The organism is Methylobacterium segetis, assembly GCF_004348265.1.
In the GTDB taxonomy this organism is placed as follows: domain Bacteria; phylum Pseudomonadota; class Alphaproteobacteria; order Rhizobiales; family Beijerinckiaceae; genus Methylobacterium; species Methylobacterium segetis.
This window is the reverse complement of record NZ_SMNT01000049.1, coordinates 1-22,465: the sequence shown is the minus strand read 5'-3', so window position 1 is coordinate 22,465 and position 22,465 is coordinate 1. Positions and strand designations below refer to the sequence as shown.

General features: G+C 70.6%; 19 protein-coding genes, 1 tRNA gene and 1 rRNA gene. 13 read left to right on the top strand and 8 right to left on the bottom strand.

What is annotated here, in order from left to right:
* The first annotated feature begins 112 nt into the window (after nucleotides 1-112).
* The 3 genes from E1J50_RS14050 to E1J50_RS14040 all read left to right on the top strand — a co-directional run bounded on the left by E1J50_RS14050 (nucleotide 113) and on the right by E1J50_RS14040 (nucleotide 4,322).
* Nucleotides 113-1,321, top strand: coding sequence for an acetyl-CoA C-acetyltransferase (locus tag E1J50_RS14050; protein WP_132254463.1), 1,209 nt, complete (start codon nucleotides 113-115; stop codon nucleotides 1,319-1,321).
* A gap of 130 nt (nucleotides 1,322-1,451) precedes the next feature.
* Nucleotides 1,452-1,928: a DUF2059 domain-containing protein gene (locus E1J50_RS14045; protein ID WP_132254462.1), complete on the top strand. Its 477-nt coding sequence runs from the start codon at nucleotides 1,452-1,454 to the stop codon at nucleotides 1,926-1,928.
* A gap of 192 nt (nucleotides 1,929-2,120) precedes the next feature.
* Nucleotides 2,121-4,322 (top strand): 3-hydroxyacyl-CoA dehydrogenase NAD-binding domain-containing protein, encoded by a 2,202-nt coding sequence (locus E1J50_RS14040; RefSeq protein WP_132254461.1) that lies wholly within the window; start codon nucleotides 2,121-2,123, stop codon nucleotides 4,320-4,322.
* Between the two features lie 120 nt (nucleotides 4,323-4,442).
* Here E1J50_RS14040 and E1J50_RS14035 read toward each other — a convergent pair whose 3' ends face one another.
* Nucleotides 4,443-5,351 (bottom strand): 3'-5' exonuclease, encoded by a 909-nt coding sequence (locus E1J50_RS14035; protein WP_132254460.1) that lies wholly within the window; start codon nucleotides 5,349-5,351, stop codon nucleotides 4,443-4,445.
* Between the two features lie 85 nt (nucleotides 5,352-5,436).
* Nucleotides 5,437-7,818, bottom strand: a complete 2,382-nt coding sequence (gene ligA / locus E1J50_RS14030; protein ID WP_425374932.1) for an NAD-dependent DNA ligase LigA — start codon at nucleotides 7,816-7,818, stop codon at nucleotides 5,437-5,439.
* Between the two features lie 315 nt (nucleotides 7,819-8,133).
* Here ligA and E1J50_RS14025 point away from each other — a divergent pair, with 315 nt between their 5' ends.
* The 4 genes from E1J50_RS14025 (at nucleotide 8,134) to E1J50_RS14010 (ending at nucleotide 11,117) form a co-directional block, all read left to right on the top strand.
* Entirely contained in the window at nucleotides 8,134-9,027 is an 894-nt protein-coding gene (locus tag E1J50_RS14025; protein WP_132254458.1) for a protein-methionine-sulfoxide reductase heme-binding subunit MsrQ, read from the top strand.
* A 73-nt stretch (nucleotides 9,028-9,100) separates the two neighbouring features.
* Nucleotides 9,101-9,421, top strand: coding sequence for a hypothetical protein (locus E1J50_RS14020; protein ID WP_132254457.1), 321 nt, complete (start codon nucleotides 9,101-9,103; stop codon nucleotides 9,419-9,421).
* A gap of 51 nt (nucleotides 9,422-9,472) precedes the next feature.
* Entirely contained in the window at nucleotides 9,473-10,027 is a 555-nt protein-coding gene (locus tag E1J50_RS14015; RefSeq protein WP_132254456.1) for a Uma2 family endonuclease, read from the top strand.
* A 76-nt stretch (nucleotides 10,028-10,103) separates the two neighbouring features.
* Nucleotides 10,104-11,117 (top strand): adenosine kinase, encoded by a 1,014-nt coding sequence (locus tag E1J50_RS14010; protein WP_132254455.1) that lies wholly within the window; start codon nucleotides 10,104-10,106, stop codon nucleotides 11,115-11,117.
* Nucleotides 11,118-11,130: 13 nt separating this feature from the next.
* Here E1J50_RS14010 and E1J50_RS14005 read toward each other — a convergent pair whose 3' ends face one another.
* From E1J50_RS14005 to ubiG, 3 genes are read right to left on the bottom strand one after another with little or no spacing between them, the layout of a single operon-like run.
* Complete coding sequence (locus E1J50_RS14005; RefSeq protein WP_132254454.1) at nucleotides 11,131-12,105, bottom strand: NADPH:quinone oxidoreductase family protein; 975 nt, start codon at nucleotides 12,103-12,105, stop codon at nucleotides 11,131-11,133.
* A gap of 60 nt (nucleotides 12,106-12,165) precedes the next feature.
* Nucleotides 12,166-12,738, bottom strand: a complete 573-nt coding sequence (locus E1J50_RS14000; RefSeq protein ID WP_132254453.1) for a YbhB/YbcL family Raf kinase inhibitor-like protein — start codon at nucleotides 12,736-12,738, stop codon at nucleotides 12,166-12,168.
* A 48-nt stretch (nucleotides 12,739-12,786) separates the two neighbouring features.
* A complete protein-coding gene (ubiG, locus tag E1J50_RS13995) occupies nucleotides 12,787-13,560 on the bottom strand; it encodes a bifunctional 2-polyprenyl-6-hydroxyphenol methylase/3-demethylubiquinol 3-O-methyltransferase UbiG (protein ID WP_132254452.1) in 774 nt (257 codons plus the stop codon).
* A 171-nt stretch (nucleotides 13,561-13,731) separates the two neighbouring features.
* Here ubiG and E1J50_RS13990 point away from each other — a divergent pair, with 171 nt between their 5' ends.
* The 5 genes from E1J50_RS13990 to E1J50_RS13970 all read left to right on the top strand — a co-directional run bounded on the left by E1J50_RS13990 (nucleotide 13,732) and on the right by E1J50_RS13970 (nucleotide 20,929).
* Nucleotides 13,732-14,967 (top strand): aspartate kinase, encoded by a 1,236-nt coding sequence (locus tag E1J50_RS13990; RefSeq protein ID WP_132254451.1) that lies wholly within the window; start codon nucleotides 13,732-13,734, stop codon nucleotides 14,965-14,967.
* A gap of 74 nt (nucleotides 14,968-15,041) precedes the next feature.
* Nucleotides 15,042-17,306 (top strand): phosphoenolpyruvate--protein phosphotransferase, encoded by a 2,265-nt coding sequence (gene ptsP / locus E1J50_RS13985; protein ID WP_132254450.1) that lies wholly within the window; start codon nucleotides 15,042-15,044, stop codon nucleotides 17,304-17,306.
* Nucleotides 17,307-17,501: 195 nt separating this feature from the next.
* Nucleotides 17,502-18,587, top strand: coding sequence for a peptide chain release factor 1 (prfA, locus tag E1J50_RS13980; RefSeq protein WP_132254449.1), 1,086 nt, complete (start codon nucleotides 17,502-17,504; stop codon nucleotides 18,585-18,587).
* A gap of 7 nt (nucleotides 18,588-18,594) precedes the next feature.
* The gene (prmC, locus tag E1J50_RS13975; protein WP_132254448.1) at nucleotides 18,595-19,503 is read left to right on the top strand and encodes a peptide chain release factor N(5)-glutamine methyltransferase; all 909 of its coding nucleotides are present in this window, start codon (nucleotides 18,595-18,597) and stop codon (nucleotides 19,501-19,503) included.
* A 418-nt stretch (nucleotides 19,504-19,921) separates the two neighbouring features.
* Entirely contained in the window at nucleotides 19,922-20,929 is a 1,008-nt protein-coding gene (locus E1J50_RS13970; RefSeq protein ID WP_132254447.1) for a DUF4167 domain-containing protein, read from the top strand.
* A 43-nt stretch (nucleotides 20,930-20,972) separates the two neighbouring features.
* Here E1J50_RS13970 and E1J50_RS13965 read toward each other — a convergent pair whose 3' ends face one another.
* Nucleotides 20,973-21,812 (bottom strand): hypothetical protein, encoded by an 840-nt coding sequence (locus E1J50_RS13965; RefSeq protein ID WP_132254446.1) that lies wholly within the window; start codon nucleotides 21,810-21,812, stop codon nucleotides 20,973-20,975.
* Nucleotides 21,813-21,896: 84 nt separating this feature from the next.
* Between E1J50_RS13965 and E1J50_RS13960 the strand changes: the two genes are divergently transcribed.
* Nucleotides 21,897-22,091, top strand: a complete 195-nt coding sequence (locus E1J50_RS13960; RefSeq protein ID WP_132254445.1) for a YqaE/Pmp3 family membrane protein — start codon at nucleotides 21,897-21,899, stop codon at nucleotides 22,089-22,091.
* Nucleotides 22,092-22,156: 65 nt separating this feature from the next.
* Here the strand turns inward: E1J50_RS13960 and E1J50_RS13955 are convergent.
* Both E1J50_RS13955 and rrf read right to left on the bottom strand, forming a co-directional pair.
* A tRNA-Met gene (locus E1J50_RS13955) sits at nucleotides 22,157-22,233 on the bottom strand.
* An 88-nt stretch (nucleotides 22,234-22,321) separates the two neighbouring features.
* Nucleotides 22,322-22,437 (bottom strand): 5S ribosomal RNA (rrf, locus tag E1J50_RS13950).
* Nucleotides 22,438-22,465 lie beyond the last annotated feature (28 nt).

Genomic DNA, 22,465 nt, shown 5'->3' with positions numbered 1-22,465 from the left:
ATCGAGCGCGGGTCCCCTCTCCCGTCCGGGAGAGGGACGGGGTGACGGACGCGACCTCTCCGGGTGCGGCCATCCCCTGACGACCCGGCCGGAGGACAACGAGGAAGACACCATGCCCGAGGCCTACATCTACGATCACGTCCGCACGCCCCGCGGGCGCGGCAAGCCGGACGGCTCGCTGCACGAGGTGACGGCGCTGCGGCTGGCCGAGGCGGCACTGCGCGCGATCCAGGAGCGCAACGCCCTCGACACCCGCCGCGTCGACGACGTGGTGCTCGGCTGCGTCGACCCGGTCGGCGAGGCGGGCGGCGACATCGCCCGAGCGGCGGCGCTCGTGGCCGATTACGGCACCCATGTCCCCGGCGTGCAGATCAACCGCTTCTGCGCCTCGGGCCTCGACGCGATCAATTTCGCCGCGGCCCAGGTCATGGCCGGACAGCACGACATGACGGTGGGCGGCGGCGTCGAATCGATGAGCCGCGTCGGGCTCGGCGCCTCGGGCGGGGCCTGGCCCGTCGATCCCCACATCGCCATCAAGTCCTACTTCATGCCGCAGGGCGTCTCGGCCGACCTGATCGCGACCAAGTACGGCTTCACCCGCGACGATTGCGACGCCTATGCGGTCCAGTCGCAGAAGCGCTCCGCCAAATCCTGGGACGAGGGCCTGTTCCGCAATTCGGTCGTGCCGGTGAAGGACGTCAACGGCATCACGCTTCTCGACCGCGACGAGCACATGCGGCGGGGCACCGACATGCAGTCCCTCGGCCAGCTCAAGCCCTCCTTCGTGCAGATGGGGCAGATGGGCGGCTTCGACGCGGTCGCGACGGACGCGCATCCCGACGTCGAGGCGGTCGACCACGTCCACCACGCCGGCAATTCGTCGGGCATCGTCGACGGTGCCGCGGCCGTGCTGATCGGCTCCCGGGAAGCCGGCGACGGGGCCGGTCTCAAGCCCCGCGCCCGCATCCGGGCCTTCGCCAATATCGGCTCGGACCCGGCCCTGATGCTGACCGGACCGGTCGACGTGACGCGCAAGGTCCTGAAGCGCGCCGGCCTGGACCTGTCCGACATCGACCTGTTCGAGATCAACGAGGCCTTCGCCTCCGTGGTCCTGCGCTTCCAGCAGGCTTTCGACCTCGACCCGGCGAAGGTAAACGTCAATGGCGGCGCCATCGCCATGGGCCATCCGCTCGGCGCCACCGGCGCGATGATCCTGGGCACGGTGCTCGACGAGCTGGAACGCACCGGCAAGGAGCGGGCCCTCGTGACGCTCTGCATCGGCGCCGGCATGGGCACGGCGACCATCATCGAACGGGTGTGAGAAACCGGGGGCCCGGGGGTGCGGCGCGGACGCCGCGCCTCCCAAACCCTTGCGCGGGCTGGTAGAGGGCGCGCGGCCGCCCCGACGCACGGGGCGGCCTCAAGAGACCAGCCATGGGAGAAACGCCACGATGACGCGACTGCTCGCCACCCTCTGCCTGACGACGGCTCTCGCCCTGCCGCTCGCCGCCCGCGCCGACGAGGCCGCGGACAAGCTCGCCGAGGCCAAGACCCTCGTTCAGAAGACCGTGATCAAGAACTTGGAGAACGGGTTCACCGTCGCCCTGGAGAAGACCGTCGCGCCGATGAAGGACGAGAAGGCCGATGCCGTCCGCAAGGAGGTGCGCGCCGAGTTCGAGAACCAGCGCGGCATCATGGTCGAAGGCTTGGCCAAGGAATACGCCGACAAGTTCTCGCTCGCCGAGCTGAAGCACATCAACGAGATCTACGACGACAAGACCTACCAGAAGTTCCAGACGATGAACGCCGATCCGTCCTCGACGGTGACCACGATCTCGCAGAACGCCGTCACGAAGCTCATCAACATGCTGACGATCGCCGCGGCCGGCGAGAACGGCGGCCCGGCCGGAATGCCGACGCCGAAATGAGGCCCGGCGCCTCGGGACGGACGGCCGTTCGATCGGCGCCGCCCTGACGCGAGGCGGCCGGAGCCCGACGGCTCCGGCCCCGCCCGGCGGACCGGCACCGAGACCATGACCCACGCGTCCTGCGCGAAGCGGGACGGCCCGAACGACCCGGCGGGGTGAGCAGCCTCACCGATGCCAACCCGAGGATCAGCGATGAATCTCACGAATTTCCGCTTCGAGACCGATGCCGACGGCATCGCGCTGGCCACCTGGGACATGCCGGGCCGCTCGATGAACGTCATCACCCCCGAGGTGATGGACGAGCTCGCGCGGATCGTCGACGCGGTCGCGGGCGACGCGGCCATCAAGGGCTGCGTCATCGCCTCGGGCAAGGACAACTTCTCGGGCGGCGCCGACCTCACCATGCTCCAGGGCCTCGGCCGCGAGTACGAGCGCCTCAAGGCCGAGCAGGGCGAGGAGGCCGCGATGCGCGCCTTCTTCGAGGAATCGCGGCGCCTCAGCCTGCTCTACCGGAAGCTCGAGACGAGCGGGAAGCCCTTCGCCGCGGCAGTCGCCGGCGTCTGCCTCGGCGGCGCCTTCGAGCTGGCGCTCGCCTGCCACCACCGCATCCTCGCCGACGACGACAGGACGCGGGTCGGCCTGCCCGAGATCAAGGTCGGGTTGTTTCCCGGCGCCGGCGGCACGCAGCGCGTGGCCCGCCTGATGCAGACCGGCGACGCGCTGCAGATGCTGTTCAAGGGTGAGCAGATCCGCCCGCTCATGGCGCGCAACATGGGCCTCGTCCACGCGGTCGCGCCGAAGGACGAGATCGTCGCCAAGGCGAAGGAGTGGATCCGAGCCGGCGGCTCGGCCGTGGCGCCCTGGGACGTGCCGAAGTTCAAGGCGCCGTCCGGCAAGGTCTACTCGCCCGCCGGGATGATGATCTGGCCGCCGGCGAACGCGATCTACCGCCGCGAGACGCACGACAATTACCCGGCCGCCAAGGCGATCCTCACCTCCGTCTACGAGGGTTTGCAACTGCCGATGGATCTCGCCCTCAAGGTCGAGAGCCGGCACTTCGCCCGGATCCTGCGCACCACGGAGGCGGCGGCGATGATCCGCACCCTGTTCATCTCGATGGGCGAGCTGAACAAGGGCGCGCGCCGGCCCAAGGACGTGGCTCCGACCGCCATCAGGAAGGTGGGCGTCGTCGGCGCGGGCTTCATGGGCGCGGGCGTCGCCTACGTCTCGGCCAATGCCGGCATGGAAGTCGTGCTGATCGACCAGTCGGTCGAGGCCGCCGAGAAGGGCAAGGCCTACGCCCACACGCTCGTCACCAACCAGATCAGCAAGGGCCGCGCCAAGACCGCCGACCGCGACGCGCTGCTCGCCCGCATCCATGCCAGCGCCGACTACGCGGACCTCAAGGATTGCGACCTCGTCATCGAGGCCGTCTTCGAGGACCCGAAGGTGAAGGCCGAGGTGATCGGGAAGGTCGAGGCCGTGATCGGCCCCGACGTGATCTTCGCGTCGAACACCTCCACCCTGCCGATCACGGGGCTCGCCAAGGCCTCGGGCCGGCCGGAGCAGTTCGTGGGCATCCACTTCTTCTCGCCGGTCGAGAAGATGATGCTCGTGGAGATCATCCGCGGCGGCACCACGGGCGAGCGCGCCGTCGCGACGGCCCTCGACTACGTGCGGGCGATCAAGAAGACGCCGATCGTCGTCAACGATTCCCGCGGCTTCTTCGCCAATCGCTGCGTCCTGGCCTACGTTCTCGAAGGCCACAAGATGCTGTTGGAGGGCGTGCCCCCCGCCATGATCGAGGCGGCCGGGCGCATGGCCGGCATGCCGGTCGGCCCGCTCTCGCTCAACGACGAGGTGGCGCTCGACCTGGGCCTCAAGATCGCCCGCGCCACCGAAGCTCAGCTCGGCGCCGACGCGGTCGATCCGGGCCAGATGAAGCTCCTCACCGCGCTCGTCGAGACCCACGGCCGACTCGGACGCAAGAACAAGAAGGGCTTCTACGATTATCCCGAGGGCGCGCCGAAGCGCCTCTGGCCCGGCCTCAGGGACCTGCAGCCGGCCCGCCTCGATCCGGATGCGGTGGATGTGGAGGAGTTGAAGCATCGCCTGCTCGTCGTCCAGGCGCTGGAGGCGGCCCGCACCGTCGGCGAGGGCGTGATCACGGACCCGCGCGAGGCCGATGTCGGCTCCATCCTCGGCTTCGGCTTCGCACCCTTCACGGGCGGCGCCCTCTCCTACATCGACTTCATGGGCGCCAAGGCCTTCGTCGATCTCGCCCACGGCCTCGAGGCCAAGCATGGACCCCGCTTCGGCGTGCCGGACAACCTCCTGCGCATGGCCGAGACCGGCGGCACCTTCTACGGCGAGGCGGCCCAGCAAGCCGCGTGAGCGGACGGGAGCGGGATCGGATCCTTGGGGCGAGGTCGCGCTCCCGGCCCCCGCCCTCTTCCCAAAGCGAGAGGACGCCCGTCGCCCTGACGGGCACCCTCGTCCGGGGCTCGATCGGGCTTAAGCCGCCTGCACGCGCCGCACCCGCTCCGGCTCGACCCGGTGGCCGGCCGGCGCGCCCTCGATCAGGCGGCGCAGGCGCTCGACGTCGGCGTGGTTGGCCGAGATCAGGTCGGTGACGTCGCCATCCACCATCGCGTCGACGTGACGGCAGCGGCGGCGGTTCCGCCCGGCCATGCAGGAGCAGCGGAGATAGAGCCCGAAGGGTTTCTCCTCCAACGCGACCTCGTAGCGGTTGCCGGTGCTGCCACGAATCATGACGCGGATCTCGTCCGGAGCCTGCCGCGCGCGGCGAGCGGCGAACAGGGCGCGGCCGGACACGCCTTCGCGCGCGGGCGGCGGCCGGTCGGGTCCCGGCGCGAGCCGGGTCACCGGCATCGGCAGCACCCGCGCGAGCCCGGCGACGTCCCCTGCCCCTGTCTCTCGCACGGCCGCGAGCGCGATCTCGGCGCAGGCATAGGCGTCCTCGCCCGCGTCGTGATGCTCGAAGCGGATGCCGAGGCGCCCCGCCACCTTGCCGAGCCCGCAGCCGGCCGGATCCGGGAAGACCCCCCGGGCGATCTGCAGGGTGCAGAGGTAGGAGAAGGCGGGCACCGGCCGGCCGTGGGCGGCGAGCGAGGCGCGCAGCACCCCCATGTCGAAGGGCGCGTTGTGGGCGAGGATCAGCCCGCGTTCGAGATCGGGCAGGAATTCCGCCATCACCTCCGGAAAGGCGGGCTTGTCGCGAACGTCGGCCGGCAGGATGCCGTGGACGCGGATGTTGCCGGGCGAGAAGCGCAGCTCCGGCGGGCGGATCAGGCGCGATTCGCGCCGGACGACGCGCCCACCCTCGATCCAGGCGAGCCCGACCGCGCAGGCGCTTTCGCGCCGCTCGTTCGCCGTCTCGAAGTCGATCGCCAGGCAGGTCATGGCGCGGACGATAGGGGTTCGGGGACTCGCCACGCAACCGTGAAGGCGCCGGCGCGGCAGACTGACGTCGCCGGCGCGGTCCGCCTCAGGCGCTCTCGAGCATCGCGATCCACTCGTCCTCGGAGACGACCCGCACCTTGTGCTTCTCGGCGTCCTTGAGCTTCGAGCCGGCGCCGGGACCGGCGACCACGAGGTCGGTCTTGGCCGAGACGGAGCCCGAGACCTTGGCGCCGAGCCGCTCGGCCGTGGCCTTGGCCTCGTTGCGGGTCATCCGCTCCAGCGAGCCCGTGAAGACCACGGTCTTGCCGGCGAAGAGCGCCGAGGAGCCTGCCGCCTGCATCGGCTCGACCGTGACTTCGGCGAGAAGCGCCCGCACGGCCTCGTCGTTGTGGGGCTCGGCGAAGAACTGGATCAGCGAATCCGTCGCCACCGGCCCGATCTCACTGTCGTCGGCGAAGACGTGATAGGCCTCGCCCGGCTGCTGCGCGGCCGCCCGGGCGAGCGCCGCCTCGGCCGCCTCCAGGCTCCCGAAATGGGCCGTCAGGCTCTCGCGCTGGGACGCCGTGAGGCGGGCGCGGAAGCCGTCCTCGCCGTCGGACACGTCCGCCTGCAGGAGCCGGTCGCGGGTCGTCGGGCCGATCCGCGGAACGGTCGAGAGCTCGATCCAGTCCGGTCCCGCCTGCGCGTCGGCGGCGGCCCGCAGGGCCTCCATCAGGGCCGGCATGTCGGCGAAGCGCTTGGCGAGCGCCTTGGCCGTCGATTCGCCGATCTGCGGGATGCCGAGGGCGAACAGCAACCGGTTGAGGGGCAGGTGGCGGCGGGCCTCGACCGCCGCGACGAGGTTCTTGATCGCCTTGTCCTCGTCCTCGCCCTTCTTCTTGGCGGCCTTCTTCGGCGGCGGCTCGCCGGCGGCGCGCCGCTCGGCGGAGAGCGCCTCGCGCCGGGCCACGACGGCGGCCTTCAGACGATCGAAATCGAGGCGGAACAGGTCCGCCGGCTGGCGCACGACGCCCGCGTCGAACAGCACTTCGATGTAGGTCTCCCCGAAACCCTCGATGTCGAAGGCGTTGCGCGAGACGAAGTGCTTCAGCCGCTCGATGCTCTGGGCCGGGCAGATCAGGCCGCCGGTGCAGCGGCGCACCGCGTCGACCTTGCCCGTGCGGGGGTTCGTCTCGCGCACCGCGCGGCTTCCGCAGGCAGGGCAGAGGGTCGGGAAGGCATAGGGCACGGAATCCGCGGGGCGCTTCTCGATGACGACGTCCATCACCTTCGGGATGACGTCGCCCGCCCGCTGCACCACGACGGTGTCGCAGACCCGGATGTCGCGGCCGTCGCGGATCGGCTCGCCATCGGCCCCGACACCCTGCACGTACCCCTCGTTGTGGAGCGTCGCGTTCGACACCACGACACCGCCGACCGTGACGGGGCGGAGCTTGGCGAGCGGGTTCAGCGAGCCCGTGCGCCCGACATTGATCTCGATATCCTCCACCACCGTGAAGGCTTTCTGCGCCGCGAATTTGTGCGCGAGCGCCCAGCGCGGCGCCCGCGAGACGAAGCCGAGCCGCCGCTGCAGGCCGAGGTCGTTCACCTTGTAGACGACGCCGTCGATGTCGTAGCCGAGGTCGGGCCGCGCCTCCTCGATCGCACGGTAATGGGCGAGCATCGCGGGCGCGCCGTCGCAGAGCGCGGTCCGCGGGTTCACGGGCAGCCCCCAGGCCCGGAACCGGTCGATGACGCCGGCCTGCGTGCCCTCGAAGGCCGGCACGACCTCGCCCCAGGCATAGGCGAAGAACCGCAGTGGCCGCGAGGCCGTGATCGCGGGGTCGAGCTGGCGCAGCGAGCCCGCCGCGGCGTTTCGCGGATTGGCGAAGAGCGGCTTGCCCGCCGCTTCCTGGCGGGCATTGATGGCACCGAAATCCGCGTGGCTGAGATAGACCTCGCCGCGCACCTCGCAGACCTCCGGCACGTCCGCGCCCGTCAGCGTCTCGGGAATGTCCTGGACGGTGCGCGCGTTCGCTGTGACGTTCTCGCCGACCTCGCCGTCGCCGCGGGTCGCCGCCGTGACGAGGCGGCCGCGCTCGTAGCGGAGCGACAGGGACAGTCCGTCGATCTTCGGCTCGGCGGTGAAGGCGAGCGGCTCGCCCTCCGGCCAGTTCAGGAAGCGCCGGACGCGGGCGACGAACTCCTCGACCTCCTCGTCCGCGAAGGCGTTGCCGAGCGACAGCATCGGCACCGCGTGGCGCACCTTGGCGAATTTCTCCGAGGGCTTCGCGCCGACCGAGGCGCTCGCGGCGCCGGTGCCCGCGAGATCGGGGAAGCGAGCCTCGACCGTCTCGAGCTGGCGGCGCAGCGCGTCGTATTCCGCATCCGTCATGATCGGCGCGTCGGAGCCGTGATAGGCCTCGTCGGCCTCGGCGATCTCGACGGAGAGGGCTTCGTGCCGGGCCTTGGCCTCCGCCTCGGTCATCGCCTCGACCGCGTCGGCAGCGAGGGTCCTGTCCTGTGAGGCGTGTCGAGCGGCCATGGGGCGTGGCGTGTGTCCGGTGTCGGTTCAGGGCGGGGGCGAAACCTAGCCCAACGGCGCGGCGGTGGCGACGCAGCCGGGCACAGAATATCGGGGACGGCTGCCGACCACGTGTAACCGCGGCGGCGCCGCGGCGAATGGCCCGGCACGGGAACTCTCTCGTGCCATCGTGCGTCCGCGTTCGAGTGCGAATCTGGCGCCGAGCTTGCGCCCCGCACCATCACCCTCCCCAGCCGGATCCTCGAAGCCGCCCTCTCGATGCCCGCATCCGCACTGCCCCGAACCCTCCCCCGGCCCTGGCGAGACCGCGCCGGCCGCCTCTCCGGGTTGAAGCTCGCGGTGTTCCTGGCCGCGCTCGCGCCCGGGCTGTATCTCGCCGCCGCCTACGCCCTCGACGCTCTCGGCGCGAAGCCGATCACGGCTCTCCTGCACGGGACCGGGGAGTGGTGCATCCGTTTCCTGCTGCTCTCGCTCGCGGTGACGCCGCTGCGGCGGATCGCGAACTGGCCGAAGCTGATCAACCTGCGGCGGATGCTGGGGCTGACGGCCCTCGCCTACGCGCTGATCCACCTCGCCCTCTACGTGGTGGATCAGAACTTCATCCTGACGAAGGTCGTGTCCGAGATCGCGTTCCGGTTCTACCTGACGATCGGCTTCGTCGCGCTCCTCGGCCTGATCGCCCTCGGGATCACCTCGACCGACGCGGCGATCCGCCGGATGGGGCAGGCCTGGAACCGGCTCCACCGCATCGTCTACGCGGTCACGGCGCTCGGCCTGTTCCACTACTTCCTGCAGTCGAAGATCGACGTGTCCGACCCGGTGTTCTGGACCGGCCTGTTCCTGCTTCTGATGGGCTGGCGCCTGATTCAGCGCTTCCGGATCCCGATGAGCCCGCTGCCGCTCCTCGGCCTCGCGGTGGCGACGGGCGCCGCCACAGCCCTCCTCGAGGCGGCGTGGTACGGTCTGAAAAGCGGCGTGCCGGCGGGCATGGTGCTCGGCGCCAATCTCGACTTCTCCTACGTGATCCGCCCTGCCTGGTGGGTGCTCGCGGCGGGGCTCGTGCTTCCGCTCGTCAACATTCTCCGCGGATTGCCGGCGCCGGGACCTCTCGGTACGCGCCCGGCCCGATCGCGCGTGGTGCCGGCCGAGTAGCGGTCGGCGCCGGAGCTTGCCGACGCACGCGGGATGCCCGACAAGCCGGCCTTTGGACGAGGCGGGCGAGGACATGAGAGCGACGCGCACGGTTCTGGCAAGTCTGGCCCTGTTCACGCTGGCCACCGGCGCGCGGGCCGCCTGCATCCGGCCGGAGCCCCCGCCTCCGGACTCGAAGCCCGCCAAGCCGGCGCTGCCGGAAAAGCCGGCCTGCCTCGATGCCAAGGGCGGCTGCCCGGGATGGGAAGCCTACAGCTACAACGACGCCGTGAAGGCCTACAACGTGCAGGCGCAGGCCTTCCGCCCGCTCGCCGAAGCCTACGTCCAGAAGCTCAATGCCTACGTGAAGGCGAGCGCGGATTACGCGCAGTGCGAGGTGAAGACGTTGCAGTAGGCGCAACCGGCGACCTTCGCGGGAGGCCGGCGTCATGGTAGTTTCGGTGCCATGAGCGCGCAGCCTCAAGCCATCATGACGGTCGAGGAATTTCTGTCATGGGCGGAGGGACGGCCCGGGCGCTATGAACTCATCGATGGCTTGGTGGTCGCGATGTCGCCGCAGCGCGTCCGGCACGCGGAAACGAAGCTGGCCATCCACGATGCGCTGCGCGCCGGCTTGCAGGCGGCCGAACTGCCCTGCCGCCTGCTTCCCGACGGTATGACAGTGCGCATCGATCGTGTGACGGCGTTCGAGCCGGATGCCCTGATCTATTGCGGCGAACGACTCGACGGCGACGCGGTCGAGGTACGAGACCCGATCGTCGTCGTCGAAGTGCTGTCGCCCGGCACGCGGAACACCGATACGGTGCGAAAGCTCGAGGGCTATTTTCAGGTCGCGAGCATCCTCCACTACCTGATCGTGCATCCGCAACGGCGGGTCGTCATCCACCACCGGCGGGGTGCCGCAGGTCTCATCGAGACGCGCATCGTGTCCGATGGCGCGCTGGACCTCAGCCCTCCGGGCCTCTCGCTTCGCGTGGACGATCTGTTTCCGGCGAGCTGACACCGCGGCTTGACCCCTGCCGGCCCGGGTGCGAGAGCGCGCCCACGCTTCCCGACCGCTTGCGCAGGATGCCCAGATGACCGAACCCCTCGACCTCCTCGTCCTCGGCAATGCCATCGTGGACGTCATCGCCCGCACGGACGACGCGTTCCTCACGGCTCAGGGCGTGCACAAGGGCGCCATGCAGCTCATCGACGAGGCGCGGGCGGAGGAGCTGTTCTCCGTGATGGGGCCGGCCACCATCGTCTCGGGCGGCTCGGGCGCGAACACGGCTGTCGGCGCGGCGCTGCTCGGCGCGAAGACCGGCTTCGTGGGCAAGGTCCGCGACGACGAGCTCGGCGGCCTGTTCGCTCACGACCTGAAGGCGACCGGGGTCCGCTTCGGCGTCGCCGCCGCGACGGAGGGGCCGGCGACCGCGCGCTGCTTCGTGCTCGTGACGCCGGACGGCGAGCGCACGATGAACACCTATCTCGGCGCCTGCCAGGGCCTCTCGCCGGCCGACGTGGACGAGGCCGCCGTGGCGCGCGCGCGCGTCACGTACCTCGAAGGGTATCTCTGGGACCCGCCGGCCGCGAAGGACGCCTTCCGCAAGGCCGTGAAGATCGCCCACAATGCCGGGCACGCCGTGGCGCTCACGCTCTCCGACGCCTTCTGCGTCGGGCGCTACCGCGAGGAATTCCTGGGCCTCATCCGCGACGGCAGCATCGACATCCTGTTCGCGAATATCGGCGAGCTGAAGAGCCTCTACGAGACCGAGGACGGCGACGCGGCGATCCGGGCGCTGCGCGACGAGCGCGACAACCACGGCCGCCACCTGCTGGGGCTCGTCACCCGCTCGGAGGACGGCTCGGTCGTCGTGAAGGGCGGTGAGATCCGCAGCGTCGGCGTCTCGCCGGTCCGCGAGGTGGTCGATTCGACGGGCGCGGGGGACCTTTTCGCGGCCGGCTTCCTGGCCGGGCACGCGCGGGGCCTCGACTACGTGTCGAGCGCCCGCCTCGGAGCCCTCGCCGCCGCGGAGGTGATCCAGCACATCGGGGCGCGCCCTCAATCGGATCTCGTCGCGCTCGCCCGCGAGCAGCGGCTGCTCTGAGGGCGGCGGAGGCTCACGGCCTCACGAGCACCTTGCCGATCGCCTCCCGCCGCTTGAGGATGCCGAGCGCCTCCGCGTAATCCTCGAGCGCGTAGACGCCGTGGACCTTCGCGGTGAGGCGCCCCTCGGCGACCCAGTCGAGAAGCTGGCGCTGGTTCGCCTGATGGGCCTCGGGCTCGCGCTCGACGAACACGCCCCAGTGCACGCCGAGCACGTCGACGCCCTTGAGGAGCACGAGGTTGAGCGGCAGGCGCGGGATCTCGCCCGCCGCGAAGCCGACGACGAGGAAGCGGCCCTTCCAGGCGAGAGCCCGCAGGGCCGGCTCCGCATAGGCGTCACCGACCGCATCGTAGACCACGTCGACGCCCTCGCCCCCGGTCAGCGCCTTGAGGTCGTCGCGCAATGTCTCCGGCTTGTAGACCAGGGTCTCGTGCGCCCCGTGCGCGCGGGCGACCGTGAGCTTCTCCTCCGACGAGGCGCAGGCGATCACCCGGGCGCCGAGGACCGCCCCGAGCTCCACGGCGGCGAGCCCCACGCCGCCCGAGGCGCCGAGCACTGCCAGCGTCTCCCCCGGCCGAAGGCGAGCACGGTCCCGCAAGGCGTGGAGCGAGGTCCCGTAGGTGATGGTGAGCCCGGCCGCCTGCTCGTCGGAGACGCCGTCCGGCACGCGGGTGAGGTGGTTCGCGGCGACTGCGACGCGCTCGCGGGCCGTGCCGTACCGGACGTGCACGATGACCCGGTCGCCGACCGAGAAGCCCTCGACCCCCGGTCCCAGCGCCTCGATGACGCCGCAGGCCTCACCAGCGGGCGAGAAGGGCAAGTCCGGCTTCACCTGGTAGCGGCCCGCGATGATCAGCGTGTCGAAGAAATTCAACGCGGCGACCGTCACGCGCACCACCGCCTCGCCCGGACCCGGCTCCGGATCGGGCAGCGTCTCGATGACGAGATCCTCGGGTCCCCCGAGGCGTGTGCACAGCAAGGCCTTCATCGCGCGTCTCCGCCGGTCCGGCCGTGCTTGCCGGAATCGGTCGCGCGCAGCAAGCGGGGCTCAGCCCCGCGCGTAGGTTCCGGTGAGCCGGCCCTTCGCCAGGACGTGGCCCTTCATGGCGTCGAGGAGCGCCGTTCGGCCCGGCGAGGCCGGCAGGTCGAGGGTCTGGTCGAGGGCGTAGACCTGGAAGACGTAGCGATGCGGCCCGTGCCCGTTCGGCGGGTCGGGCGGCAGGTACTGGTCTCTCAGGAAGCTGTTCCGGCCGAGGTTGAGGTGGACACCGGGCCCGTTGGGACTCGCGATCCCGCCCTCGGGCAACGCATCGTCCGTGCCCGCAAGGTTCCAGACGATGAGATGGACGAGCGGGTTCGGCGTCGGGCTGTCCGCGTCCTCGACAAGGATCACGACGCTGTGGGCGCCCTGCGGCAGGCCTCTCCAGGCGAGCGGCGGCGAGACCCCGGCGCCGTCCTCCGTGAAGCGGGCGGGCATCGGCGCCTCGTCGGCGAAGGCCCTGCTCGACACGCTGATCGTGGCCGGAACGTCCCCGAAGGACGCGTGGTAGGCGGTCTTCTCCAGACCGGCCTTGAGACCCGCGAGGGCCTCGCCGACCGCATGCGGGATCTTCTCGAGCATCGACGCCTCCTGTGCCTTCCGGCATCAACGGGAGCCGACGCCCGAGGTTCAGGCGGGGGGACGCTCGGCAGCGATCATGTAGTTGACGCCCGTGTCGCGGCTCGCCCGCCACGTGTCACCGAGCGGGTTGTAGACGACCCCCGTCGTGTCGGTGACGACGAGCCCGCCCGCCTCGACGGCGCGGGTCAGCTCGGCCGGCGTCACGAACTTCTCCCAATCGTGCGTGCCCTTCGGCAGCCAGCGCAGGACGTACTCGGCCCCGACGATGGCGAGGGCGAAGGAGCGCATCGTCCGGTTGATCGTGGCGGCGAACATCAGGCCGCCGGGCTTCACGGCCTCGGCCGCCTTGCGCACGAAGGCCGGCATGTCGACGACGTGCTCGACGACCTCCATGGCGAGGACGATGTCGAAGCGCTCGCCCGCGTCGACCACGGCCTCGATCGTCTCGGACCGGTACGCGACCGGCACGCCCTCGCTCTCCGCGTGAGCCCGGGCGACCCGGATGTTCTCGGCGGCGGGATCGAGCCCGGTCACCCGCGCGCCGAGCCGGGCCAGCGGCTCCGACAGAACCCCGCCCCCGCAGCCCACATCGACGAGGCTCAGGCCGTCGAGGGCGAAGGGCGCGTTCGGGTCGCGCCCGAAATGGCGGCAGGCGGCGTCGCGGATGTAGGCGAGGCGGACCGGGTTGAAGCGGTGCAGCACGCGCATCGGGCCGCGCTCGTCCCACCACGTGGCCGCGAGGGCATCGAAACGTGCGACCTCGTCGCGGTCGATGGAGGAGGCTCGGGCGGAAGCGCCGGAGGAGGCTTGGGAAACGGGCATCGGCTCCGCGGGATATCGGCGCCCGGCGATCGGGCTCTTGATTGACAGCTGGATGCACCCCTTGTACCCGCCGAAGCCCGGCCCGGTACAGCCGCAATGCGGCCCGGGCACTCGGACGTGCGCCTCGTGGCGCTCCCGGACAGGCCCGAAAAGAATCGACGCGGACGCGACATGCCCCGTTTGGTGATGAAATTCGGCGGCACTTCGGTCGCCACCGTGGACCGGATCCGCAATGTGGCGCGCCACGTCGCCCGCGAGGTCGCGGCCGGCTACGACGTCGCCGTCGTGGTCTCGGCCATGTCCGGCAAGACGAACGAGCTCGTCGGCTGGGTGAAGGACGCCAACACCCTCTACGACGAGGCGGAGTACGACACCGTCGTCGCCTCGGGCGAGCAGGTCACCTCCGGCCTTCTCGCCGTGGCGCTGCGCAAGGACGGCATCACGGCGCGCTCCTGGCAGGGCTGGCAGATCCCGATCGAGACCTCGGACGCGCACGGCTCGGCCCGCATCGCCCGGATCGACGGGGCGAACCTCGATGCCGGGTTCAAGCGCGGCGAGGTCGCGGTGATCTCCGGCTTCCAGGGCATCCACCCCGAGACCGGCCGCATCACGACGCTCGGGCGCGGCGGCTCTGACACCAGCGCCGTCGCGGTGGCGGCCGCCATCGGCGCGGAGCGCTGCGACATCTACACCGACGTGGACGGCGTCTACACCACCGACCCTCGGATCGTGCCGAAGGCCAAGCGCATGGAGCGCGTGACCTTCGAGGAAATGCTGGAGATGGCCTCGCTCGGCGCCAAGGTGCTGCAGGTCCGCTCCGTGGAACTCGCCATGGTGCACCGCGTGCCGACCACGGTGCGGTCGAGCTTCGATCCGCCGGACGCCGCCCGCCCCGGCACCCTCATCTGCGACGAGGACGACATCGTGGAACAGCAGATCATCACCGGCATCGCCTTCGCGAAGGACGAGGCGCAGATCACGCTCCGGGCGGTCAAGGACAGCCCCGGCGTCGCCGCGGCCATCTTCGGCCCCCTGGCCGATGCCAACATCAACGTCGACATGATCATCCAGACCGTGTCCGGCGACCAGTCGACCACCGACATGACCTTCACGGTGCCCGAGGCCGATTACGAGCGCACCCGCACGATCCTCGACAGCCAGCGCGAGACGATCGGCTACGGCCAGATCGAGGGCGCGACCGAGGTGGTCAAGGTCTCGGCGATCGGCGTCGGCATGCGCAGCCATGCCGGCGTCGCGGCGAAGGCCTTCCGGGCGCTCGCCCAGAAGGGCATCAACATCCGCGCCATCACCACATCTGAGATTAAGTTCTCCGTCCTCATCGACGCGGCCTATACAGAGCTTGCCGTTCGCACGCTCCACTCGCTATACGGCCTCGATCAGGCCTGAACCTCCGCGCTGGTGCGGCTGGCGCCCGAGTGGCGCTAAGGTTGCACCGGCCGCCAGGTTGGATTGACGAGACGATGCCCGCTGCGCCTGGAGGCCCGCGCCTGCTGCTGCGCCGCCTCCGCGAAGCGATGGCGGAGCCGGTCAGCGCACAGGCGCGCCTCGACCGCATCGTGGTCCTCATCGCCGCCAACGTCGTCGCCGAGGTCTGCTCGGTCTACGTCCTGCGCGACGACAACGTCCTCGAGCTCTTCGCCACCGAGGGCCTCAACCGGGAGGCCGTGCACCTCACGCGCCTGCGCGCGGACGAGGGCCTCGTGGGCCTGATCGCGCGCACGGCCGAGCCGCTCTCCCTCTCCGACGCGCAGTCGCATCCCGCCTTCTCGTATCGCCCCGAGACGGGCGAGGAGGCCTACCACGCCTTCCTCGGCGTGCCGCTGCTGCGCGCCGGGAACACGCTCGGCGTGCTGGTGGTCCAGAACAAGACCTACCGGGTCTATTCCGAGGAGGAGATCGAGGCGCTCCAGACCACCGCCATGGTGCTGGCCGAGATGATCGCCTCGGGCGAGCTGCAGAGCCTCGCGCCCGGGGCGGGGCCGGCCGGCCGGCGCCCGGTGAGCCAGCGGGGCGTCGCGCTCGCCGAGGGAATCGGCCTCGGCCACGTGGTGCTGCACGAACCTCGCATCATCGTGAAGACGCTGATCGCCGAGAATGTCGAGCGCGAGGTCGAGCGCCTGGAACGGGCGATCGGCGAGGTCCGCTCGGCGATCGACGATCTCGTCGAGCGGGGCGATTCCATCGGCACCGGCGAATCCCGCGAGGTCCTCGAGACCGTCCGCATGTTCGCGCACGACAAGGGCTGGCTGCGCCGCATGCGCGAGGCCGTGCATTCCGGCCTCACCGCGGAGGCCGCGGTGGAGCGCGTGCAGTCCGACAATCGCGCCCGGATGCTGCGCCAGAGCGATCCCTACCTGCGCGACCGCCTTCACGATCTCGACGACCTCGCCAACCGCCTGCTGCGCCAGCTCATCGGCTCGCAATCGGCCGAGGGCGCGGGCCACCTGCCCGAGAACGCGATCCTCGTCGCCCGCTCGATGGGCCCGGCCGCTCTGCTCGATTACGACCGCACCCGCCTGCGCGGCGTCGTGCTGGAGGAAGGCGGCCCGACGAGCCATATCGCGATCGTCGCGCGCGCGCTCGGCATCCCCGCCGTCGGCGAGGTCGCGAACGCGACCGCCCTGTGCGATTCGGCCGACGCGATCATCGTCGACGGCGTCTCGGGCGAGATCCACGTCCGCCCGAGCCCGGAGGTCGAGGCCTCCTACGCCGAGATGGTGCGGCTGCGCGCCCGCCGGCAGGAGCAGTATCGCGCGCTGCGGGATGTGCCGGCGGTCACCCGCGACGGCGTGCGCATCGGCCTGCATCTGAACGCGGGCCTGCTCGTCGACCTCACGCACCTGCACGAGACCGGCGCCGAGGGGATCGGCCTGTTCCGCACCGAGCTGCAATTCATGGTGGCCGAGCGCATGCCGTCCGCCGTGGAGCAGCAGAATCTCTACGAATCGGTCTTCGCCGCCACCGGCGACAAGCCGGTCACGATCCGCACGCTCGACATCGGCGGGGACAAGATCCTCCCCTACATGCCCAAGCTCGAGGAGGAGAATCCCGCCCTCGGCTGGCGCGCCATCCGCATCGGCCTCGACCGGCCGGCCCTGCTGCGGGTGCAATTGCGCGCGCTCCTCAAGGCCTCTGGCGGGCGCCCCCTCAAGATCATGTTCCCGATGGTGGCGACGGTCGACGAGTTCGTCCGCGCCAAGGCGATCGTCGACCGGGAGAAGGCGCATCTGCGCCGCCACGGGCACCCGCTGCCGAGCGATTGCCGCCTCGGCGCGATGATCGAGGTGCCCTCGCTGCTCTTCCAGCTCGACGAGCTGACGAAGCACGCGGACTTCCTCTCGGTCGGCTCGAACGACCTCATGCAGTTCCTGTTCGCGGTCGACCGCGAGAACCGCCGCGTCGCCGACCGTTTCGACCCCTTGAGCGCACCGGCCTTGCGGGCCTTCCGCATCATCGCCGAGCGCGCCAACGCGGCGGGCTGCCCGGTCACCGTCTGCGGGGAGATCGGCGGGCGCCCCCTCGAAGCCATGACCCTGATCGGCCTCGGCTTCCGCGATCTCTCGATGTCGCCGGCGGCGATCGGCCCGGTGAAGGCGACGGTGCTCAGCATGGATGCCGCCGCCGTCGGCGCGCTGATCGAGGCGGAGCTCACGCGCAGCAGCGACGGCGAGAGCTTGCGGCCCGCGCTGACGGCCTTCGCCAAGGCGCACGGCGTGCCTATCTAGAGGCACCCCGCGGAATTCTCGCCCCGGCGCCACGGCGCGGAGGCAGCGCGGGGAGTTCCGCGGGGACGCCTGACCCCGCACATCGTCGGCTCGCTCCCCTGCCGCCGCACCCGTTCGGCGGCCGGCCGCCGGGCCCGGCCCGCGCCGAGCCCCGTCCTCCCATGTCCCCTTTCAGGCGAGAGTATCATCCGGGCGATGACCCCATTCCCTCCCGACCGCCTCGACGCGATCCTGGCCCGCCACGACATCGCCACCGCGACGCTCAGCGCCGGTTCGGCCGACGCCGACACCTTCGTGCAGCTCTCCCGTGAACTCGCCGAGCTCGATCCCGTCGTCGCGGGCATCCGCGCCTATCGGGCCGCCGACGCCAATTTCCGGGGCGTGGTGGCGCTGATCGACGAGCCGGGCAGCGATCCCGAGATGCGGGCGCTCGCCGCCGAGGAGAAGCCCGAGGCGGAGGCGATGCTCGAGGCCGCGCACCGGGCCCTGCAGCTGATGCTGCTGCCGAAGGACGCGGCCGACGAGAAGAGCGCCATCCTCGAGGTGCGCGCCGGCACGGGCGGCGACGAGGCGGCGCTCTTCGCGGGCGACCTCTTCCGCATGTACGCGAAATACGCCGAGGCGAAGGGCTGGAAGGTCGAGGTGATCTCGGAGAGCGAGGGCACGGTCGGCGGCTACCGCGAGATCGTGGCCGAGGTGAAGGGACGGGGCGTCTTCGCCCGCCTCAAGTTCGAGAGCGGCGCCCATCGGGTCCAGCGGGTGCCGGAGACCGAGACGCAGGGGCGCATCCACACCTCCGCGGCGACGGTGGCGGTGCTGCCGGAGGCGGAGGAGGTCGACATCGTCATCAACGAATCCGACCTGAAGATCGATACGATGCGTGCGCAGGGCGCCGGCGGCCAGCACGTGAACAAGACCGAATCCGCGATCCGGGTGACGCACCTCCCGAGCGGCATCGTCGTCTTCGTCCAGGAGGAGCGCTCGCAGCACAAGAATCGCGCCCGGGCGATGTCCCTCCTGCGCGCCAAGCTGTTCGATGCCGAGCGCACGGCCAAGGACGCGGCCCGGGCCGCGGACCGCAAGGCGCAGGTAGGCTCGGGCGATCGCTCGGAGCGGATCCGTACCTACAATTTCCCGCAGGCGCGGGTGACGGACCACCGCATCAACCTGACCCTCTACAAGCTCCCCGAGATCCTCGACGGGACGGCGCTCGATGAACTGGTCGACGCGCTCGTGACCGAGCATCAGGCCGAGCTTCTCGCCGCAGAGGGCATGGCCTGAGGCCCCGATGAATCCGCCGCGCTTCGCGCCCGACCTCTCGCGCCGCGCCGCGCTGCGGCTCGTCGAACGGATCCTCGCGGCGTCCGGAAACGAGGGCGCGGTCGGCGACGCCCGCTTCCTCGTACCCGGCATCCTCGGGCTCTCGCCGCTCGACCTCGCAACGCGCGGTGACGTGCTCATCGGCGCTGAGGGCGCCACTACCCTCGACGCGGCCGTGGCGCGGCGCCTCTCGGGCGAGCCCGTGGCGCGCATCCTGGGGGCCTGGGAATTCTGGGGCCTGCCGTTCCGGCTCTCGAGCGAGACCCTGGTGCCGCGCCCCGACACGGAGACGCTCGTCGAGGCGGCCCTCGCGGCGCTGCCGGGTCGCGACGGCCCGCCCTCCCGGATCCTCGACCTCGGTACCGGATCCGGCTGCCTCCTCGTGGCGATCCTGAGCGAGGCGCGGGGCGCCTACGGTGTCGGCCTCGACCGTTCCGAGGGCGCGCTGCGGACCGCGCGGGAGAATGCCCGGCTGAACGGCGTGGAGGCGCGGGCCGGCTTCGTCCTTGGGGATTGGTGCGCGAGCCTGCGCGGCCCCTTCGACCTGATCGTCTCGAACCCGCCCTACATCGCGAGCGGCGTGATCCCGAGCCTGTCACCGGAGGTGCGCCTGCACGATCCGACGCTCGCGCTCGACGGCGGAATTGACGGGCTCGACGCCTATCGGCGCATCATCGCCGAGGTGATGAGAGGCGATCTCCTGCGTGAGGAGGGCTCCCTCTGCTTCGAGGTCGGGCACGACCAGGCGGAGAGCGTTCGCGGCCTTGGGATCGGGGCGGGTCTTGAAGACGCCGCAATCCGGTACGATCTGGCAGGACATGCGCGGGTCGTGGCGCTACGCCGCAGTCCGGCAGCGGGCTCGCGGCGAAAATCCTAGGCCGATCATCGCGTTCGCATGAAAAAAAGCTTGTTGTGCCGGGTTCGAGCCGTTAATCTCCAGGGTGCAGATCGCGAACGGTCCGTTAAGTCGGGCAGCGGTAAGGTTGGCGACGATCCCTCCCGCCGAGCTGTTCCAGATCTCCTCACCACCGAGCAGGCGCGTTTCAGGTGTCGCGATGCGGCTCGGTGACATTCGAACCTGACAATCGAACGGCGTCTCGGACGCATGCGCAGGCCCCGATTGGACGGGACGGACCGCCAGCACGGCAAGCGGATCACGGATCACTCGGGACGGGCATCGTCCGTCGGCGAAGGGGTCCGGAGCGAAGCCTGCCGGATGCGACCGGATCAACAGACGCGCTTATCGCACGAATGAGGGTCAATCGAGACCGATGAGACCAAACCAGAATAGACGGATGCGTGGCCGCAACCGCCCGAAGGGTCCCAATCCCCTGACGCGGTCGTACGAATCCAACGGTCCCGACGTGAAGATCCGCGGCACGGCCCAGCACATCGCGGACAAGTACGCCCAGCTCGCGCGCGATGCGCTGGCGGCGGGCGACCCGGTCGCAGCCGAGAACTATTTCCAGCACGGCGAGCACTATTTCCGCATCATCTCCGGTGCTCAGGAACAGAACCGCCCGCAGGCCGGCGCCGGCTATGCCCGCCAATCCTACGACGACGATCTCGACGAGGGCGACGACGAGGGTGTGCAGCAGGGTCCCGGCGGCTCCGGCCAGAACGGTCAGGGCTACGGCCAGTACGGGGACGAGTATTCCGACCCGGGCCAGCAGCCCCAGCCCTACGAGATGCGCCAGGACAACGGGCAGGACGGCCGCCAGCAGGACAGCCGCCAGAACCGGAACGAGCGGCGCGACCGCTTCCAGCCAAATCGCGGCGACCGTCAGCGCTACGAGAACCAGCGCTTCGACAATAACCCGCGGCAGGAAGGTCGGCAGGAGCACCGGCAGGATTACGGGCGCAACGAGCAGCCGCGCCAGGATTTCGGCCGTCAGGATCAGCCCCGCGAGAACCGCTACGAGAACGGCCGCGGCGATTATCGGCGCCAGGAGCCCGTGCGGCCGGACGCCCCGGCCCAGGACTTCCAGCCGCGCTCGAGCGAAGGCCCGTCCCGCCGGGAGCGTCGTCGCGACGAGGGCGCGCGCGCCGCGCCCGAGGAGCAGGCGAGCGCGCTGCCCGCGTTCCTCGTGAATCCGGCCCGCACGCCCGTTCCGTCCGAGCCCTCTGCGGAGCCCGCCGCCAACGGGGTGGTGCCGCAGGCGGCCGAGAGCGCGCCGGAGGCCGGCGACGAGACGCCGCGCGCCGCCGCCAAGCCGCGTCGCCGCCGTCGGCCCCGCTTCGAGGGGAGCGAGGGGGCGGAGGGTGCCGAGAACCCGGCACCGGCCGAGTCCTCCGCGGAATGAGGTGATCCCGGCGCGGAAACCTGCGCCGGCACTCCTCGACCAATCAGAAGCCGTCTCCGTCGCGGGAGACGGCTTTTTCTTTGCCTGGTCCCTGGGATGCCTGCCGTCGCAGCGCCCTGTGCCAATCGGTGTAAGCCTGCACGCGATGGATGAGGCGCCTGTCCGCCGAGCTCTCCCCGAACGGCGCCAGATCCCAATCCCAGCATCGGTCCGGCGGCGGCAACGCGACGCCGTGCACGAGATCGAGCCGATCGGTTTCACGATCCTCGCGGTCGAGTTCGATCTCGACCGTGTCCGTGACGAGGCAGACGCGCGCCTTCGTCCGGCCGAGGGCGTCGAGATGGGCCGAGACGAGACGGCGGCCGAGATCCGGCGGCTCCGGCCATCCGCGCTCGTCGTACCAATCGAGCGGAAGGATCGGGACCTGCGACAACAGGTTGGCGGAGATGACGAGGTCGACGTCCGGCGCCGAGCAGAGCGGGGTCACCGCATCGTGAAGATCGGTCTCGCCTCGAAGCAGGAGGGCCGCGCTCCCGCCGAGATCCCGCGTCACCCGCTCGGCGTTCCGGTAGCGGCCGGCCGCACGGCGTGCCGGCCAGAGATGCACCGCATCGACGAGGCGGACCTGCGCGAAGCTCTCTGCCAGGGTCGCGAGCGGAATGTCGTCGAGGAGGCCGGATCCGAGCACGACGACCGTCTGCCGGCGCGACAGGCCGGCCATCGCCTCGCGGATGGCGGCACGCGTCGCTTCGAGATGGGGGCGCCACGCCGTATGGCAGCGGCGCGAACGCGAATAGAGTGATACGCTCTCCCGCACGTAGCCGAGACGCCGGAACGCGAGGGGCGCCGGGGTCGTCAGGTACAGGACCCATTCCCTCAGCATGGGGGGCCGACCCGCGGCCGCCTGCCGGCCGAACGATCGGCGCCGGGGGTTTGGGAACAGGAACGGCCGAGCTTCGTTCTGGCCATGGACAAAGCCCCCTCCCCCGGAGATCCCGTGTCGAACATCGTCCGTATCCTGCTCGCCATCTTCCTGCCGCCGGTCGCCGTCCTGATCACGGAAGGGATCGGGCTGCAATTCCTGCTCAACATCCTTCTGACGCTGCTCGGAGGCATTCCGGGGATGATCCACGCGATCTGGATCATCATGCGGAATCGTTGAGCCGGCATCCGCACGGCACGAACGAAGAAAGCCCGCCGCAGGATCTGCGACGGGCTTTCTCAATTTGGTTGCGGGGACAGGATTTGAACCTGTGACCTTCAGGTTATGAGCCTGACGAGCTACCGGGCTGCTCCACCCCGCGCCGGGGCCGGTCCTGTCTGGGACCGGCCGTGGTGTCGATCGTGTCGAGGGAACGTGTGTTGTGTTGGTGTGTGTTCTGCTGTTGGCAGGCCTGGCGGCGACCGACTCTCCCGTGTCTTGAGACACAGTACCATGGGCGCTGGTGCGTTTAACGGCCGAGTTCGAGATGGGATCGGGTTTTGTGCGCACCGCTCGAACCACCAGGCCGGCGGACAGCAGCGTTCGGCAAGCGT